Source organism: Cerasicoccus frondis, from assembly GCA_031296915.1.
Lineage (GTDB): Bacteria > Verrucomicrobiota > Verrucomicrobiia > Opitutales > Cerasicoccaceae > Cerasicoccus > Cerasicoccus frondis.
Genome location: JAVDPC010000052.1, coordinates 1 through 16396, shown reverse-complemented (window position 1 = coordinate 16396; position 16396 = coordinate 1). Strand labels below are relative to the sequence as shown.

General features: G+C 57.8%; 11 protein-coding genes. 9 read left to right on the top strand and 2 right to left on the bottom strand.

What is annotated here, in order from left to right:
* Positions 1-171 precede the first annotated feature (171 nt).
* The 7 genes from RBB63_RS23070 (at position 172) to RBB63_RS23040 (ending at position 10618) form a co-directional block, all read left to right on the top strand.
* Complete coding sequence (locus tag RBB63_RS23070) at positions 172-861, top strand: hypothetical protein (protein WP_309387759.1); 690 nt, start codon at positions 172-174, stop codon at positions 859-861.
* Between the two features lie 191 nt (positions 862-1052).
* Entirely contained in the window at positions 1053-2303 is a 1251-nt protein-coding gene (locus tag RBB63_RS23065) for an LL-diaminopimelate aminotransferase (protein WP_309387758.1), read from the top strand.
* A 192-nt stretch (positions 2304-2495) separates the two neighbouring features.
* Positions 2496-3158, top strand: coding sequence for a hypothetical protein (locus RBB63_RS23060; protein ID WP_309387757.1), 663 nt, complete (start codon positions 2496-2498; stop codon positions 3156-3158).
* A 268-nt stretch (positions 3159-3426) separates the two neighbouring features.
* Positions 3427-3846 (top strand): Hsp20/alpha crystallin family protein, encoded by a 420-nt coding sequence (locus RBB63_RS23055; protein WP_309387756.1) that lies wholly within the window; start codon positions 3427-3429, stop codon positions 3844-3846.
* A gap of 43 nt (positions 3847-3889) precedes the next feature.
* The gene (locus RBB63_RS23050; protein WP_309387755.1) at positions 3890-4276 is read left to right on the top strand and encodes an Hsp20/alpha crystallin family protein; all 387 of its coding nucleotides are present in this window, start codon (positions 3890-3892) and stop codon (positions 4274-4276) included.
* Positions 4277-4450: 174 nt separating this feature from the next.
* Positions 4451-5401, top strand: a complete 951-nt coding sequence (locus RBB63_RS23045; RefSeq protein WP_309387754.1) for a J domain-containing protein — start codon at positions 4451-4453, stop codon at positions 5399-5401.
* Positions 5402-5581: 180 nt separating this feature from the next.
* Positions 5582-10618 carry a hypothetical protein gene (locus RBB63_RS23040; protein ID WP_309387753.1) on the top strand — a complete coding sequence of 1679 codons (5037 nt, stop codon included), beginning with the start codon at positions 5582-5584 and terminating at the stop codon, positions 10616-10618.
* Between the two features lie 452 nt (positions 10619-11070).
* Here the strand turns inward: RBB63_RS23040 and RBB63_RS23035 are convergent, their stop codons facing one another.
* Positions 11071-11772 (bottom strand): RNA polymerase sigma factor, encoded by a 702-nt coding sequence (locus RBB63_RS23035; RefSeq protein ID WP_309387752.1) that lies wholly within the window; start codon positions 11770-11772, stop codon positions 11071-11073.
* On the bottom strand, positions 11769-14813 hold the full coding sequence (locus RBB63_RS23030; protein ID WP_309387751.1) for a protein kinase domain-containing protein: 3045 nt from the start codon (positions 14811-14813) through the stop codon (positions 11769-11771). Before RBB63_RS23030 ends, RBB63_RS23035 begins: the two co-directional genes overlap by 4 nt.
* Positions 14814-14963: 150 nt before the next feature.
* Between RBB63_RS23030 and RBB63_RS23025 the strand changes: the two genes are divergently transcribed.
* Positions 14964-15368, top strand: a complete 405-nt coding sequence (locus RBB63_RS23025) for a hypothetical protein (RefSeq protein WP_309387750.1) — start codon at positions 14964-14966, stop codon at positions 15366-15368.
* 73 nt (positions 15369-15441) lie between these two features.
* On the top strand, positions 15442-16299 hold the full coding sequence (locus tag RBB63_RS23020) for a bifunctional transcriptional activator/DNA repair enzyme AdaA (protein WP_309387749.1): 858 nt from the start codon (positions 15442-15444) through the stop codon (positions 16297-16299).
* Positions 16300-16396 lie beyond the last annotated feature (97 nt).

Sequence of the window (16396 nt, the reverse complement as noted above, 5' to 3'; positions counted from 1 at the left end):
GACGCTCAAGCCGCCTTGCTGGACACGAAAAATCACTGCGGCCTGATCGGCCAATCTAGATGAAAAGTGCTCTAGGCTGCAGCAAAAGTCATTTTCCCGCCACGGCCCGGAGTTCTGCTTCGGGCCGTTTTTGCGTGCGCCCGGGAAGTGGCGGTATCATAATTGCACGCCATGACCACCCATGACGCCCGAAACCTCCTGCTGAAAACCTTCATCGGCTTCCTGATCCTCACCGCGCTTCTGGGCATTGTCACGGTGCTCAGCGGTGAGTTTGGCGAGGTGCAGTTGAAAATCATGGGCACGACGTTTTCGATCTCAGCGGCCAGCATTTGCGCGATGGCCTGTGCGGCGTTCGTGGAAAAGAAGCACCTCCCTGCGCTCGGGTGGACCGGCGTGGCGATCAACTTTCTCGCTGCGGCAATGCTCATCTTCGCCATGTGGACCGAGCAGGGCGACGACGTCTTTTGGAAGTCGACCATCACGCTCATCGTCGTCGGGCTGGGCTTGTCCCACTCACTGCTCTTGCAACTGCCAAAGCTATCCGAGGAAATGGATTGGGTGCAGCCGGTCGCGGCGGGCGTGGTCGCCATTCTCGCGCTGATGGTCTGCGCGGCCTTCTGGGGCGAGATCGACAACGAAGGTTTCTACCGTGTATTGGCGGTGGTGTCGATCGTCGTGGTGCTCTTCACGCTGGTGATCCCGATCCTGATGAAGCTGGCGAAGCCGAAGACGGACGCTACGGTCAATGTGGAAACCGCCGCCGCAACGCCGACAAATGCCCTGGTGCTGACCCCGCTCGAAGGCGATTATTATCAAGACGCCAAGGGTGCGAAGTATCGGGTGGAGCGTGTGCCCGATTGATGATTTATTTAACCACAAAGAACGCACAGGACGCAGAGCGGAAGCGGAATTGAATTTTAAATCGATAAAACTCTCTGCGTCCTCCGCGCTCTTTGCGGTTTACCCAAGCGGATGATGGCTGAGCGGGAGTTGGTTTAGTCTTGCCGGAAGCGGGGTGTGGGGCTTTGGTGTTCGGTTTTCGAGAAATCATCATGTCAGAAGATCCCTACATCCAGCAACTATTCGCTGAACGCATTGGCGGCGCCCAATACGGCAAGTCCACCGCCATCTATAAGTTTGAAAAAATCAAGCGCGCCAAGGCTGCCGCCAAAAAGGACAAGCCTGACGTCACCTTGATCGACATGGGCGTTGGCGAGCCCGACGAAATGGCCTTCCCGGAAGTCGTTTCCGCCCTCGTGACGGAAGCCGGCAAGCCGGAAAACCGTGGCTACGCCGACAACGGCGGCGCGGATTTCAAGGAAGCCGTCGCTCGCCACATGCAGAAGGTTTACGGCGTCGAGATCGACGCGGCAACCGAAGTTTGCCACAGCATCGGCTCCAAGGCGGCGCTATCGCTGATCCCCGCCTGCTTCATCAACCCGGGCGACTACGTGCTGATGACGACCCCGGGCTACCCGGTGTTTGGCACGCACGCCAAGTATCTCGGCGGCGAAGTTTACAACTACCAGCTCACCGCCGAGAACAACTTCCTGCCCGACCTAAAGAGCGTCCCCGCTGACATTTTGGCCAAGGCCAAGGTGCTCGTGATCAATTATCCGAACAACCCGACCGGCGCCTCCGCCACCCGTGAGTTCTTCGAAGAGGTCGTCGCATTCGCCAAGGAGAACAACCTCGTCGTGCTGCAAGACGCCGCTTACGCCGCCCTCGTGTTCGAAGGCGTCAAGCCGCTGTCGATTCTGCAGGTGCCTGGCGGCAAGGACGTGGCCATCGAGCTGCACTCCCTGTCCAAGAGCTACAACATGACAGGCTGGCGCATTGGCTGGGTCTGCGGCAACGAACTGATGGTCAAGGCCTACTCGGACGTCAAGGACAACAGCGACTCCGGCCAGTTCCTGGCGATCCAAAAGGCCGCCGCCCTCGCGTTGGACAACCCGCAAATCACTGAGGAAATCGCAGCGAAGTATTCGCGCCGCATGGACCTGCTCGTCAAGGCCCTGACCGACGCCGGTTTCCAAGTCAAAAAGCCCAAGGGCAGCTTCTTCCTCTACACCGCGATCCCCCACAGCGCCACCACGCCAACCGGCGACAAGGTAGAGTTCAAGACCGCCGAAGACTTCTCGCAATTCCTCATCCGCGAACTGCTGATCAGCACCGTGCCATGGGATGACGCTGGCGCGTTCGTCCGCTTCTCCGTTACCTTCGCCGCCAAGGGCAAGGAAGCCGAAGAAAAGATGGTCGACGAGATCAAGAACCGCCTCGATGCGTGTTCCTTTGAATTTTAATTCAAAGGAGATTAAAGATTAAAAATTAAAGGAAAAAGTTTTGAACCGGGCGTCGTGAGGCGTCCGGTTTTTTTGATGACAAGCAAAAGGACAAAAGGCCCTTCCAACTAAACAAAGAATAGGCTATCCTCTAGGTGGAATTTTGTAATGTTTAGACTTTACCAAGTCATGACATGTAATGAATCTGATAAAATGGAAAATACTGCTGCTTCCAAATCCAGTTCCGTTAAATACGGAACCGCATTAGCGTCGGTCGCATTGGCTGGCAACCCGGTTTCCGCCGCCATCGTTAGTCTGGGCATTACACCAGGATCTATGCCCTATGGCTCAGCTGGCTTAGTTGTTATGGACGATGGTGGGATCGATGTGGGCACCTTTTTTCAGTTCAACACATTTTCGTCTTTCTCAACGACATTTGGCGCCACGTCCAGTGGCTTTTATCGCTCCTTTGGATTCCCGGCCATCTATACTACGGTCCCCAATAGCATCACTAAGTTTTATGGCGGCCCCCTGATTCCCAACTCTCCCTTTACGGTGGGCATGGCCACTTATGGCTATGTGCTCGTTCCGTCGCTTGCAGCAGGCACGTACACTTTTGGTTTCGTCACTCCGGGCAATCAGGCTGGCTGGATTCGCATGAGTTTCGATCCCGTTCCAGGCGCCATTACCTACTTGGCCGCCGCCTACAACACCACCCCTGGAGCAGGCATCATCGCGGGTAGCCTTGCCGAGCCGATCCCGGAATCTTCAACAACCATGGCCTTCGCAGGTCTGGCAACCCTTGCCACCGGAATTGGCGTGCGAAAACTCCGCAAGCGCAAGGCCGCCAAGCAAGGCTCCAGCGCAACGAGCTAAGGAGATCAGAAAATTCCCCAAAACCGGGCGTCGTGAGGCGTCCGGTTTTTTTGCGCCCAAAATCCACATCTAGCCAGAAGCGTCATAGTGACGCATTTACTCACGTGGGAAAAGACGTCGCCTCAACGTGACACATTGTCACTTCCCTCAAAATCATAAAATTACGCATATTCCTACAAATGAACACCTTAAATATAATCCAAACCCTGGCGCCCCTCCTGCATTATATGTGGCGAACAACAACCATAACTTTAAGGAGGAATAAATCATGCATAACAACAAACAAAACTACTTCTGGAACGACACCTTTGCTGAACTCGACCGCATCTTTGATCGCACGGTCGGCAACAGCCGTTTCAGTGGGTTCTTCGAAACCGCTAACACGCACCGTGGCTTCCGAGTCGACGTTTACGACGACAACAGCGAAGTCTACCAAGTCGTGGCCGAAGTTCCTGGAGTCGCCAAAGAAGACATCGACATCCAGCTCGAAAAAGACGTGCTCACCATCACCGCCAAGCGCAAAGTCAAGCAAGGCGAGAGCGAGCAGAGCGCGCAATACAGCCGCTCGGTCACCATCAATGACGAGATCAACGCCGATAAAATCACCGCGAAGCTCGAAGACGGCATTTTGACCGTCAGCCTGCCCAAGGCCGAAGCCCGCAAACCAAAGTCCATCACCGTCAACTAAGTGGCGGTCCACCAACTTAACTAACCAACAGGAGATATTTACGATGAGCGAAACACAAGTAGCCGAACCCAAGACTCAAACGCCCGCCAAGACAGCCCAGCGCAAGACCTACCTGCGCCCGCAGTATGAGGTGTCCAGCACCCAGGAGGCCTACACGGTCCAGGTCTATGTGCCGGGCGTGGCGAAGGAAGGCGTGAAAATTACCGTCGATCAGGACACCCTGGCGATTGAAGCCTCGCGCAAGCAAGCAGCCAACGAACAGTGGCGCGCCCGTCATCGCGAGATACCAACCGCAGACTATCGTCTACGACTCAACCTCAACGTGCCGGTCGATGCGGAACAGATCACCGCCTCCACCGCCGACGGCGTGCTCACCATCACCCTTCCAGTCGCGGAAGCAGCCAAACCCCGCCAGATCGCGGTCAACTAAGCGCGATAAACGCATTGCCTGGCGAAAACATTAAACCGGGCCGGGCAGGATTCACTCCTCCCGGCCTTTTTTACGGACCTCCCCCCTCCCCCCCCCCTTCGAGGGCAATCGTCCGGAATTTTGATCGCCAAAGCCTTCAAGGTTCCGGACGATTGAGAAAGGAATTTTTTCACTGTGGAATTTAAGGATTACTACAAGACACTCGGCGTCGAAAAAGGCGCCTCCGCCGACGAAATCAAAAAGGCATTTCGCGGGCTGGCGCGTCAGCATCACCCGGACAAAGCCAAGCCTGAAGACCGACCGGCAGCGGAAACCAAATTTAAAGAAATCAGCGAGGCCTACGACGTCCTCGGCGACGCCGAAAAGCGTCAGAAGTACGACCAGCTCGGTTCCAATTGGGACCAGTATGGCGGCGCTGGCTGCGGACGCGGCGGATTCCCTGGTGGCGGTTTTCGTCGCGCTGGCGGCATGGGCCAAGGCGGCTTTGAGGAATTCCACTTCGGCGGCACCGGCTTCAGCGACTTCTTCGAGCAATTCTTTGGCGGCGCCGGGGGCGATCCCTTTGGTCGCGCTGGCGGCATGCGCCGTAGCCCTGCACGCGGTCAAGACGTCGAGGCGGAAATCATGGTGCCGCTCCACGAGGCCTATTCCGGCGCCGAGCGCACCGTGCGGCTTGAGCGCGTGAACCCGCAGACCGGCGAACGCAAGGAGAACAGCTACAAAGTCAAAATCCCCGCTGGCGTCAAAGACGGCCAACGCATCCGCTTGGGTGGCCAAGGCGAGCCCGGCAGCGGCGCAGGCTCGGGCGACCTGTTTTTAATCGTCCGCCTTGCCGCACACCCGGACTACGAGGTCAAGGACAAGGACCTTGTTTACTCGCTGGAGCTCCCGGCCTGGGACGCTGCCCTCGGCGCACAAAAGGAGATACCGCTGCCCAACGGCAAGCGCGTCCGCATCACCGTGCCCGAAGGCGCAAAGACCGGAACACGCGTCCGCCTGCGCGGCCTCGGCCTTCCCGGCAAAACCGCGAAGGGCGACCTTTTCGTCGAGTACGCGATCACCGCCCCCTCCCCCCGCACGGACGCCGAACGCGCCCTGTGGGAACAATTGCGGGACGGCACGTAGGGATGCTTAAGGTGACCAGATTTGTCTAGAAGCGCAATTTTGGCAGTCTAATCATCCTTCTAAATTAGAGGAAACGGCCAGGAGGGCTTTTTTCCCGAATGCTTTTGGCGTATTTTTCCAACGAAAAACGAGTATAGGAATGGCGGCTTAATCATCTATTTGGGAAACGCCTCTCCTCACGTGAAAAACATCATTCCTACTCATGTGCTCAGCGCAAGCTGGGTGGCTTTGCTATTTCTCTACATCGCCTCGTCCTGCAGACTTTGGGCGGCGGACGCGCCGTCGCCAGACACCATTGACTACCAGGGCATTACGCTCGACAGCAGCAGCCTAACCTTCACCGACACCGGTGACGGAGTCACCTTCAGCGCGACTGGCGAAGTCACGCTAATGTTTGCTGACGAGGAACTGGATGTCGCCCTAGAAACGGAGGACGGCGAAGACGGCATCGTGATCGATGGCGACGCGAACATCGTCTTCCTCGAAGCCCAAGTGACAACCGATTTCGAAATCCTTGGCGCGAGCTTTACGGCCGACGAAGATAATCCGCTGACCTTCGTGTATGATTCCGACAACGGCCAATACCTGCTCTGGGGTGGGGCCGAGCTCGCGGTCAACGATGGCGATGCGGAAGACCCGCTTACCGTGACCATCGGCACCGGCGCCGACGATCCTGGCCTCGTGATCGACGCATCGGGCATCACGCTCTTCAGCTTTGGCCTAATGGACGACTTAAACTACGACGGCGTCACCATCTCCATTGGCGACGACGATACGGCCCTGACCTTCGTCTACAACGCCGACGACCTCGTGTTCGAAACCTATGGCGGCGTGACGATCAGCTACGAGGAAACTGGCACCACCTTCACCGCCGCGCTGGGCGACGCGGATGCCCCCGGCCTAGTCCTGTCGAGCAACGCCAATTCCCAGCTCGTGCTGGAGGCGCTCAACGCCACCCTCACCGGCAGTTTTGACATCGACGCGCTCAGCTTCGAAATCTCCGACGACGACCCACTGGCCATCGTCTACACGGCGGAAACGGACTACTACGAAATCAACGGCATGGTCACCGTGTCGATCGAGGAAAACATGGTCGCCGCGACGTTCGGCTACGACGTCGTTGATGACGGCGATGAGACGACCTCCTACCCGGGCATGCAGATCCAAGATGGCGACTTGATCGGCGTGGACTTCATCATCACGGAAGCCTTCAGCATTGCGGGCGTGACGATGGAAACGACCGAGGACGGCATCGGGTTCAGCCACTCCGGCATCTCGGATTACTACTACGCCTTTGGTGGCCTGCAGATCAGCTTTGGCGACCAGGATGTCGCGTTCAGCGCGGGAAGCTACATTCGCCCCGGCATCACCTTGAGCGCCGACGCAACGACCAACGGACTGGAATTGGAATTTCTGCTCATCAGCCTCTCGGGTAACCTCAATTTCTACGGCGTGGAATTTGTCCCGGAAGACATCACCTTCTCGTTCACCAAGTCCGACGGGACGTATGCGAACCTCTTTGTTTTTTATGGCGACGTGACCGTGGGCGTGGAGGGCAATGACGTGTCGGCCTTCCTCGGCACGGAAGACAATCCGGGCTTTGCGTTTGCAGGCGGCGAGCTGCTCAACCTCGACGTGGGCATCAACGACAGCATCACACTGGCCGGCCTGACCGTTGCCACAACGGGCGATTACCTGGGCGTCAGTTATAATGAATCCTCGGAAATGTTCGACGTCTTCGGCGGCCTGTCCGTCACCTTCGAAGACCAAACGATGAGCATCACTGCGGGCACATCGGACGAGCCGGGCCTTCAGCTCGTCGGCAATGACAGCAACCACTTCGAGCTCGTGGCGCTCGACGCCACAGTCTCGGCGGGCTTCTCGCTTTACGGTCTCGAGGTCGACTTGGGCGATGACGGCGTGACCTTTATTTACAATAGCAACGACGACCTCTACGAAGTTTACGGCGACGTGGACATCTCCATCGAAGACGAAACCGTTGACGCCTTTTTGGGCGACGAAGACACGCCGGGCTTTGCGATACAAAGTGGAACGGTCGAGTCCGTCGACATCGGCATCGCGACCGAGATCAGCCTGGGCGGCTTTAAGTTTTCCTCGCCCGAAGACAACCCGCTCACCATTACCTACACCGCCGATAACACGACCTACACCGTGTATGGCGAGGCGGAACTCGATACGCTGTGGGACGTCATCGTGACCCTGGGCGACGCGGATAACCCCGGCATCGAGATCATCGACAACCGCTGGAACATCGACGACCTCTCCATCGAAGTGGACCGCATTGACCTCGGCTTTGCGCAGGTCAAGGAAGTCGCCGTGGCCTACAGCCGTGACGACTCCGACGACATCGAGGTCGACATCACTTTAGACGTCATCATCCCCGAGCTCAAAGGCGAGGTCGATACGACGGTGACCACCGAAAACGGTAAGATATCATCCATCTATCTGCAGTACACCGCCACCGGCTCCTCAGAAGGTATCGAAGTGCTCGACACCGGCGTCGACGTGGCGGCGCTCGGCGTATACCTGCAGAATCTCGATCAACCGGCGGCTCTGCAGGTATCGGGCGACATTGGGCTCGAGTTCGGCGGCCAACTGAGCATTGGCGGCGTAACCGCCACGCTTGGCTACATGGAGGGCGACGTCTACATCGACCGTCATATGCTCAAGCTCACGGACTCGGTTTACTACGGCGCCTATCAGGATGACGACGACTGGAAGGCGCTCATTTTTGAGGGCGACGGCGAGCTGCTCATCGACTGGTCAAACAACGTTTACTCGATCAACAGCGACCTCTACCTCCCCACCGATTACGGCATCAAGATCACCGATGAACTGCTCATTACCAAGGCCTACATCGTGCTGCAAGCCGACGGCGAGGTCCGCGTGCCGGATGGCATTCCGCTCATTGGCGGCCAGGATTTAGGCGACATCGGTTTCGACCTGCTCATCGACATGGAAGACTCATCGCAGAGCTTCGCCGCAGCTTGGGTCGACATCAATCTCGTCGTCACCAGTGAGGAAGCTGGCATCAAGTACACCTTTAAAAACGGCGACTTCTCCTTTATCGGCAGCGGGGACATTAAGGACCTGAATAACACCATCACCGATGTTGAGGAAACCGTCGAAAAAGACGAGATCACCTACTCCCAAAAGACATACCGTTACGACTACACCGGTGAGAGCTCCGTGATTGCCGAAATGAGCTGGTATCTCGACGACGGCAGCGGCACGAAGAAGGACATTTCGGAAATGCGCGTCTCGATGACGGGAACCGTCCGCGACGAAATCTCGCACGAAACGTCCGAGAACCAACCGCTGACCATGAGCGTGCTGGAGTTCACCGGTGGCAGTGTGAAGACCGTAGGTGACTTAGATTCCGGATCACTGGAAATCATCTTCGATAATTCGATGGGCGGCAAGGTCAGCTCAGAAGGCATCATCTCCGTCAGCCCCATTTCCAACGAAACCATTATTGATGAGCTGTTCCCGGGCGAAGTGGTTATCACGTATTATTACCCATCGTCACTCGACCTCGGCGCAACGGTGGTGATCGAGCAGCCCACCATCATCAACTACAGCAACTACTCAGCGCCGACCATCGATTTCTGGTCCATCGAGGACGACGACAACGTCACGTCATCGGTTTGGATCGGGGACACGAGCGTTTCCTGCTACGACGCCTGGCAGGAAGACCTCGCCAACGGTGGCGGCGACTCTCTCTTCGACTATACCTACAGCGCCTATCAAAGCTCCTCGTGCGTGACCACCGATAGCACCGACTCTGTGCTGCATGCCGGACAGCTGCTTGACTTCTCCATCGCCGCCACTTGCACGGACGCCTACGCCAGTGAAGCAACCATCACCATTTACGCGGACAGTGATAACTCCGGCCACGACGGCACGCCGATCTTGACCAACATCGCCTATAATTCTGGCGGCGACTATACCTACCTCGGCATCACGGAGAAACTCTTCACCCCGCAGTGGACAGTAGAAAACGTCACGGGCGTGCAAGACGGCACAGTCTATTTCTACGCCGCAATCAACAACGACCATCAGAAGATCGCCTACACCGACTACTCGGACGCCTTCACTATTGAGTCCCCCGTCTATGGCATCGTTTACGACACGGATACAACCAACCCGCTGTCCGGCTTTCGCGTGTTCTGGGATGTCGATGGCGACCTGCAATACGACGCCGATGTAGACGAGTCCGCCACCACCGATGAAAACGGCAACTATGTCTTCGATGGCGTACCCGCCGGCGAAGTCATCATAGGCGTCATCATCCCCGAGGGCTACGCATCCAACGACGAAGGTGAAAACCTGGTGCGGACGACTTACCTGACCGGCGAATCCGTCATCGCGGATTTCAACGTCAACCTGCTTGATTGCATCTCCGGCGTCGTCTTTGCCGACATCAATGGCGATGGCTATCTCGACGAGGATGAAGTCGGCATTCAGGGCGTAACGCTCTTCCTCGACCTCGATGGCGATGGCGCTTATACCAAGGGCACGGACGTCGAAACCATCACCGACGGCCTTGGCTTCTGGCGCTTCTACGACGTCGAGATCGAAGCAACCTACAGCATTTACATCCTCGCCTACCCGTCGCAGCTCACCAACAACGACACCAACTACATCATCGTCGAAACCACCACGGACACTGTGCCCGTCGAGGAGGCCGACGAAGCCGAGAGCTTGAGCGTTAAAAACGCACGCTCCAGCCTCGTCGCTCTGACCAGCACGACGAAGTACACCGAGTTCAGCGACAACAACATTGGCGTCTACCCCGACGCCGTCAGTGAAGTCAGCGACCAGAAGTTCATGCGCTACATTTTGTCCTACTTTCCAGTAGATACCAATTCGCTCAGCAACACCAATCTCGACCCCGATGGCGACGGCTTGAACAATAAAATCGAGCAACTGCTCAACACCGATCCCACCACCCCCAACGGCAGCCCCACCCCCATCATCACCGTGGGTAAATCGAGCGCCCCCGAAGTGGAAGACGTGGTGCTGATCGAGTTCACCCAGGCCAGCGGCAACAAATATAAAGTGCAGGCCTCCAGCGACCTCAAAACCTGGGAAACCATCGACACCTTCCGCGCCCTCACGACGGAACCCGTCATCCTCGAAATCTACACCGAGCAAGGCGTTGCCAGTAACTTCTTCCGCATCGTCGTGGAGTAGCTGCAGCCAACTGTTAAAGCCAGCGACGAGTTGCTGGAATAACTTCACTCCGACGCCATCACTCACGGCACTTCAGCGTTGCCAGTATTTTCAGGATAACCCTCCGGGCGATAACTGGAACGGCGTCTTTGTGATGAAGTCAACGTAAGTCGCGACAAGATCACCGGTGATGTGGACGCAAATCCACCCGGCTATTGCATCAAGACAGGAGGCTTTGTTGCGGCATAGCCTACGGGGGTTTGGGTCGTTACGTCGGCGGGCGTAGCAAGCTTACGTCCACTGACATAGCCTAGTTACGTCCCGTGACGTAGGCTCTCTACGCCCATGGACGTAAGTGGCAAAAACACCGGTTGAGTGAAGGCAACACACGCCTGGAAATGACGCAACACAGGCCCGGTTTTCGCGCATTAGCCACGGCTATGTCGTTTACCAATGCTTGGCATCACGCCACATCAGCCACCGCGCAGGGCCGCGATCAGGTGCCGCAGCTCAGCGTCGACGTCTTCTGATTTGGCGAGGGTTTGCGCGACCTCGTCACGCAGTAGCTCCTTGTAGCGCTTGCGCAGACGATACAGCGCCACGCGCAGCGCGGTTTCGCTGAGGCCCAATGCCGCGGCAACCTCGGCTTGCGGTTGCTGTTCATCTCGCCCCCCGAGGTGCGGCGCGAGCGCGTCGAACCAGTCTGCTTTACCCGCGTCAGTCAACTCCACACGCAGTCGCTCTAGAACTGCGTCGAGGAGCGCGAGCGCCCAGGCCTTGTCAAAGGCGGTATCCGGAGCCAGGGCATCTGCATCCGCGATGGCAGCGTCGGAAAAGTCCATCGCCGTAACGGCGCCCGCTCCCCGCTTGGCGGCGTTGGCGTGGTCGTGGCGATCTGACAGGTAGTGGTTAAACGCGCCCAGTAAAAATGAGCGAAACCGTCCGCGCTCCCGTCGCGCCGTAGCCAGCGACTCCAATCGCAACAGGCGTTCGTAGAAGCCTTGCACGGCGTCCTCCGCATCGGCTGCGTTTAGGCCACGGCGCTGTGCGTGCGCCAGCAAAGGCCCGCGATAAACCGTGCACAACTCCCCTAGCGCACGTTGCGCAGCGTTGTCATAGAGACGCGTGGCAGCGAGGACCAGACTCCAACGCGTAGTATGAAATCCAGCGCTCATCGAATACTAGGCGAGTTAAACAAACGCGCTTCAATCCGCAAGCCGCTGTCCTCGGGAACGACGTGGAGAATGCCCAACAACCGCCCTCCATCGCTGGCGACCACTTCAAAGCCCAACCAGGCATCAGAGGCGAACGACACCGGTTGAAATGCGAGTAAGGCTTCCCTTTCCGCAGGAGGAGTTGCGCGTAGTTCAGCGCGCAACTGGCTCTCCGACGCATTCTGAGCCTCTGCTTCGGTGAGTGCCAGCAGACGCAAATCCGCCGCTTTGGCGACGAGAAACTCCCGCGTCTCGATCACCTCACCCGTCAACCCATCGGTATCGCTGACGCGATTATAAAGCAGCGCGAAAGGCGGCAAACTCGCCTCTTCCACAGTGGGCGCGGTGAGCGGCATCGCTTGGCCGGAGACAAGGTCCAGGATCGTAAAGTCAGTGTCGTCAATGAGCGGATCGAGCCGAGCATTCCAATCAAATTGGGTCTGCGCCTCGCCTTTTCCAGCTTGAGCTAATACCGTCTTGAGCTCCTCAACCCGGACAGGCGAATACTTGGTGTGCCTGGTAATCGCGGCGCCCTTTCGCGTCCAGACGCTGCCCGTGCTCAGCGGGAAAGTCACCACGATCACATTCGGCATATTGCTGGCATCTGCGCGCGGATACTCCAGCCGCAGGTGTGGTCCCGCAGTGGCCACCTGCCAATCTTCAACAAGGCCTGGTTCGCGCACGCTGCAGGAGCCAAGCAACGCTAAAGTTGCGCCCGCCACGTTCAGCGCATTCGGCTCATTCAGAGTCTCCGGCGGCCAACTGGTTTGATCCGTTACGACGACATCCAAGTTCCACATAGCACTCTTTCCTGGAGGCTCATTGCGATTAGCCTCCAGGATCGTTATCGCCGTTTCAATCGGCAGTAAAACGGCGGCAGCGATCAAAAATACGAATAACCAGGGCGCAGCAGGTCGCATCCAACGGGCAAAATTCGATTGAGCGGGCGGCTGATCAAAGCGCGTGGTTTGCAGACTGAAACGTCGCCAAAACCGCACAATCCAGACTGACAAGCACAAGAGGAACGCGCCCACCACCATCCACAAGGCTCGCATCGGCATCCGCACTGGGTCCATGTCATTTGCGATTTGCCCCAGCAGTTGCAGCGCACAGAATAACGCCGTCACCAGGCACGCAACCACCAGCCCATAACGGACGAGTGACTGATGCGTCTGCTCGCGCCGCTCCGCCGCCAGCCAAAAGCCCGCGTGGGGCATGTTGATCAAGTAGTCGGGCAGAAACCGCACCAGCGCGAATACCGTGACAATAAAATACGGTATCCCGACGCCAACCACTAGCATCGTCAGCATCGCGACGCCACGACTGGCCCAGCTGTCCGGCTGGCCATTCCAGTCGAAATGCACCGCGACCGAAGCAGGGAATTCACGAGCGCCAAACATCAGGAAGCCGCAATACATCGTGATCAGAAAAATCAGCAGACTCGCCAGCCCCAGCGGAAGGCGTTGCCCATCGCCACGCAAGCCCAGACTATCGGCGGTCACTTTCCGCCCTTGTCGGTACGCAGCCCAGGCATGGAAGAACGACATCGTGGCGAAGCCCACGACCATCACGCCAATCAACACTGCATTGAGCTGGTTGGTAAATCCGGCGGGGAATTGTTGGAAAAGCTCCACTGCCGCAGCATCCTGATGCCTCGCATCAAGCACATGCCTGCCGATCCCCTGGCCGCCGCTGGCGTACCAGCCAATTGCCAGGCCACCGAGCGCCAAGGGGGCGATAGCCAACCCCGCGTATGCCCCCAACAGCCCGATTCCCAAACCACCCATCGCCAACAGCGCGATAACCAAGCCGCCATAGCCGAACACGCCCAGCGCCACGCCGCCAAAAGCAAAGACACCCATCGCGAGGCCGCCTAAAGCAACCACGCCTTGCGCCACCTCTCCCACTGCGATCACGCCCCGCGCGATACGCTTGCGACCAGTCTGCGGGTCTACACCCGTCGCCACGTGAACCAGTGGCAAACCAAAAATCGACGCACGCGTGCGGTAGTTAAGGTCTCGCCAGAGGCCATATCGCGTTGATGGGGGTTGAGCTGGCGGCGCCTCGGAAAGCGATGCGAGTTGCGTCTTAAATTCACTCGCTGCGAAGTAACGGCGAGCGGGGTCTCGCTCCAGCGCGCGCAGCACGATGGCGTCGAGCCGCACATCGAGCGAGACCCGTTGCGATGGCGGCTGGAGTTCTCCTTCACGTGGCAACTCACCGGTCAGCATTTGATAAAACACCACCCCCAGCGCATAGAGGTCGGCGCGGTGATCCACCTGTCCGGGGCGCTCATTTTGCTCAGGAGCCATGTAAGCCGGCGTGCCCATGACCTCTCCCGTAAAGGTAAGCCCATCCTCGGCAGTGGCCTCTGCCGCAGGCAAATCCGCATCGCCTTTGGCCAGTCGCACCAGGCCGAAATCGGCAATTTTCACACGGCCCAGACGATCAACGAGGATGTTCTCCGGCTTGATGTCGCGGTGGACAACGCCATGATCGTGCGCGTATTGCAAGGCGTCGCAAAGCGGCGGCACAATGGTCAAGGCTTCGCGCGGAGCGAGCCGCCCAGCGTTGAGCAGGTGGCGCAGGTTCACGCCGTCGACAAACTCCATCAGGATGAAGTAACGCCCGGCCGACGTTTGGCCGAACTCATAGAGCGTCACAATGCCAGAGTGATTGAGTTTGGCCAAGGTGCGCGCCTCGCGGGAAAAGCGCTCAGCAAAACCAGGATCAGCGTCGAGGCCGGGCCGCAATATTTTCAGCGCCACGATGCGGTCCAGGTCCTTTTGCCGGGCCTTGTAAACCGCGCCCATGCCGCCGCGACCAAGCAGCTCGAGTATTTCGAGTTTCGGAAATTCGGCGGCCAAATCTTCAGGACTCGGCGCGGGCGAAGAGTGAACGTCGTTTGGCTGCGGATTGCTCGACAGACCCGCCGCCAATAAATCTGCGGGAGATGGATTGGGCTGACGTGATGGCTCGGGAGTGGAATCAGATGACTGCATACCCTATACTGAGGAAAAACCATCCAAACGTTACACGCGAGCTCGGAGAAAAATCAGATTTTCACACTTCCCCTCGATTTATTGGGACCATCGCCGATACGCGCAGTTGCCTCAATTCCATGGGCAGCATAATCTCAAGAGGCAAAATTCATGTCGACGCCACACTATCAAGAGCCCAAGCCGTTCGCACTCCAAATGCTGATCGGCGGCGCTTTCACGGTCAGCTTCCTGGCGCTCAATTTGGTCGGAATCGCACTGACCGTGCTCAAGGAAACGCCGGAGTTTTGGATCAACGCCGGGGGCTACCCCGTCTGGTTGAGGGAGTGGGTGCTTGAGTCTTATTATCCTGGGCTAATCGCCGTCGTGAGCGCACAGACCGTCGCAACGATAGCGTGCATCCACGCATTCATAAAACGCCACAGCGGCACAGCGCTCCTTTGCCTGCTGGGCCTAACGCTGTGTTGGTTCGTGACTGTTGTAACGCTGGGCGTATTGGTCGCCAATAACCTGTGGAACTTGCTCAATAACCAGCCGCTCCACTGGGATCCAGCATGAGAGATCGGAGACGAAGTTCGCAAGAATCGGGTCGAATTATGCCCGCGCGTCCTGCTAAACTGATTATTCACTCATGATAAACTCCGCGTCTAATCAACAGCAGGCTTACGCCACAATCGCTCAAGCCATTGGCTGGCTGCAGCAGCACTACGCCGAGCAACCAGAGCTGAAAGACGTCGCGGCCAGCGTGAACTTGAGCCCGTTTCACTTCCAGCGGTTGTTCTCCGAGTGGACCGGGGTGAGCCCGAAAAAATTCCTCCAACACCTGAGCCTCATGCAGGTAAAGTCGCTGTTGCGCGATGAGCAGATGTCGCTGCTCGACGCCGCGCTGGAAACGGGATTCTCCGGACCAAGCCGCTTGCACGATCTGTTTGTCCGCATCGAAGGCATGACGCCGGGCGAATACAAAAACGGCGGTGAAAATCTGATCTTCCGCTACGAGTTTGCACAGTCGCCGTTTGGCCAAGTCATCCTAGCTTCAACGTCAAAAGGGCTATCGCATCTGGCCTTTGTCGACTCGCCCAACGAGGGGCTTGACTGGATTCGCGGCGCCTTTCCCCGGGCGAAGTTGCACGAAGGCGGCAGCCTACATCACGAAGCGGCGTTGAGGATTTTCCACAGCGACTGGTCGCAGATAGAGCGCATCAAGCTACACCTGAAGGGCACGCCGTTTCAGCTCAAAGTCTGGCAGGGACTGCTGCAAATCCCGCTGGGGCGGCTCGAAACGTATGGCGGTTTGTCTGAAGCCATCGGCGACGCCAAGGCAAGCCGCGCAGTGGGCACAGCAGTGGGCGCGAACCCAATTTCCTATTTGATCCCGTGCCACCGCGTCATCCGCGCCACTGGTGAAACCGGCGGCTACCGTTGGGGCCCCGATCGGAAAAAACTGCTCATTGCCTGGGAGCAGGCAGTCGAAAAGCCTGTCAATTGACTGCATCCACTGCCTCAGGTGTGTTCGAAAATGCAAAAAAGCTATTTCAAAAGGTGGAGCCCGGTGTCCCTACCGGGCTTGTTTCATCCAGCGGGTT

Bases quoted from the DNA above. Each gene is read 5' to 3' on its own strand.
- RBB63_RS23070 (WP_309387759.1), top strand. From the start codon at position 172: ATGACCACCCATGACGCCCGAAACCTCCTGCTGAAAACCTTCATCGGC.
- RBB63_RS23065 (WP_309387758.1), top strand. From the start codon at position 1,053: ATGTCAGAAGATCCCTACATCCAGCAACTATTCGCTGAACGCATTGGC.
- RBB63_RS23060 (WP_309387757.1), top strand. From the start codon at position 2,496: ATGGAAAATACTGCTGCTTCCAAATCCAGTTCCGTTAAATACGGAACC.
- RBB63_RS23055 (WP_309387756.1), top strand. From the start codon at position 3,427: ATGCATAACAACAAACAAAACTACTTCTGGAACGACACCTTTGCTGAA.
- RBB63_RS23050 (WP_309387755.1), top strand. From the start codon at position 3,890: ATGAGCGAAACACAAGTAGCCGAACCCAAGACTCAAACGCCCGCCAAG.
- RBB63_RS23035 (WP_309387752.1), bottom strand. From the start codon at position 11,772: ATGAGCGCTGGATTTCATACTACGCGTTGGAGTCTGGTCCTCGCTGCC.
- RBB63_RS23030 (WP_309387751.1), bottom strand. From the start codon at position 14,813: ATGCAGTCATCTGATTCCACTCCCGAGCCATCACGTCAGCCCAATCCA.
- RBB63_RS23025 (WP_309387750.1), top strand. From the start codon at position 14,964: ATGTCGACGCCACACTATCAAGAGCCCAAGCCGTTCGCACTCCAAATG.
- RBB63_RS23020 (WP_309387749.1), top strand. From the start codon at position 15,442: ATGATAAACTCCGCGTCTAATCAACAGCAGGCTTACGCCACAATCGCT.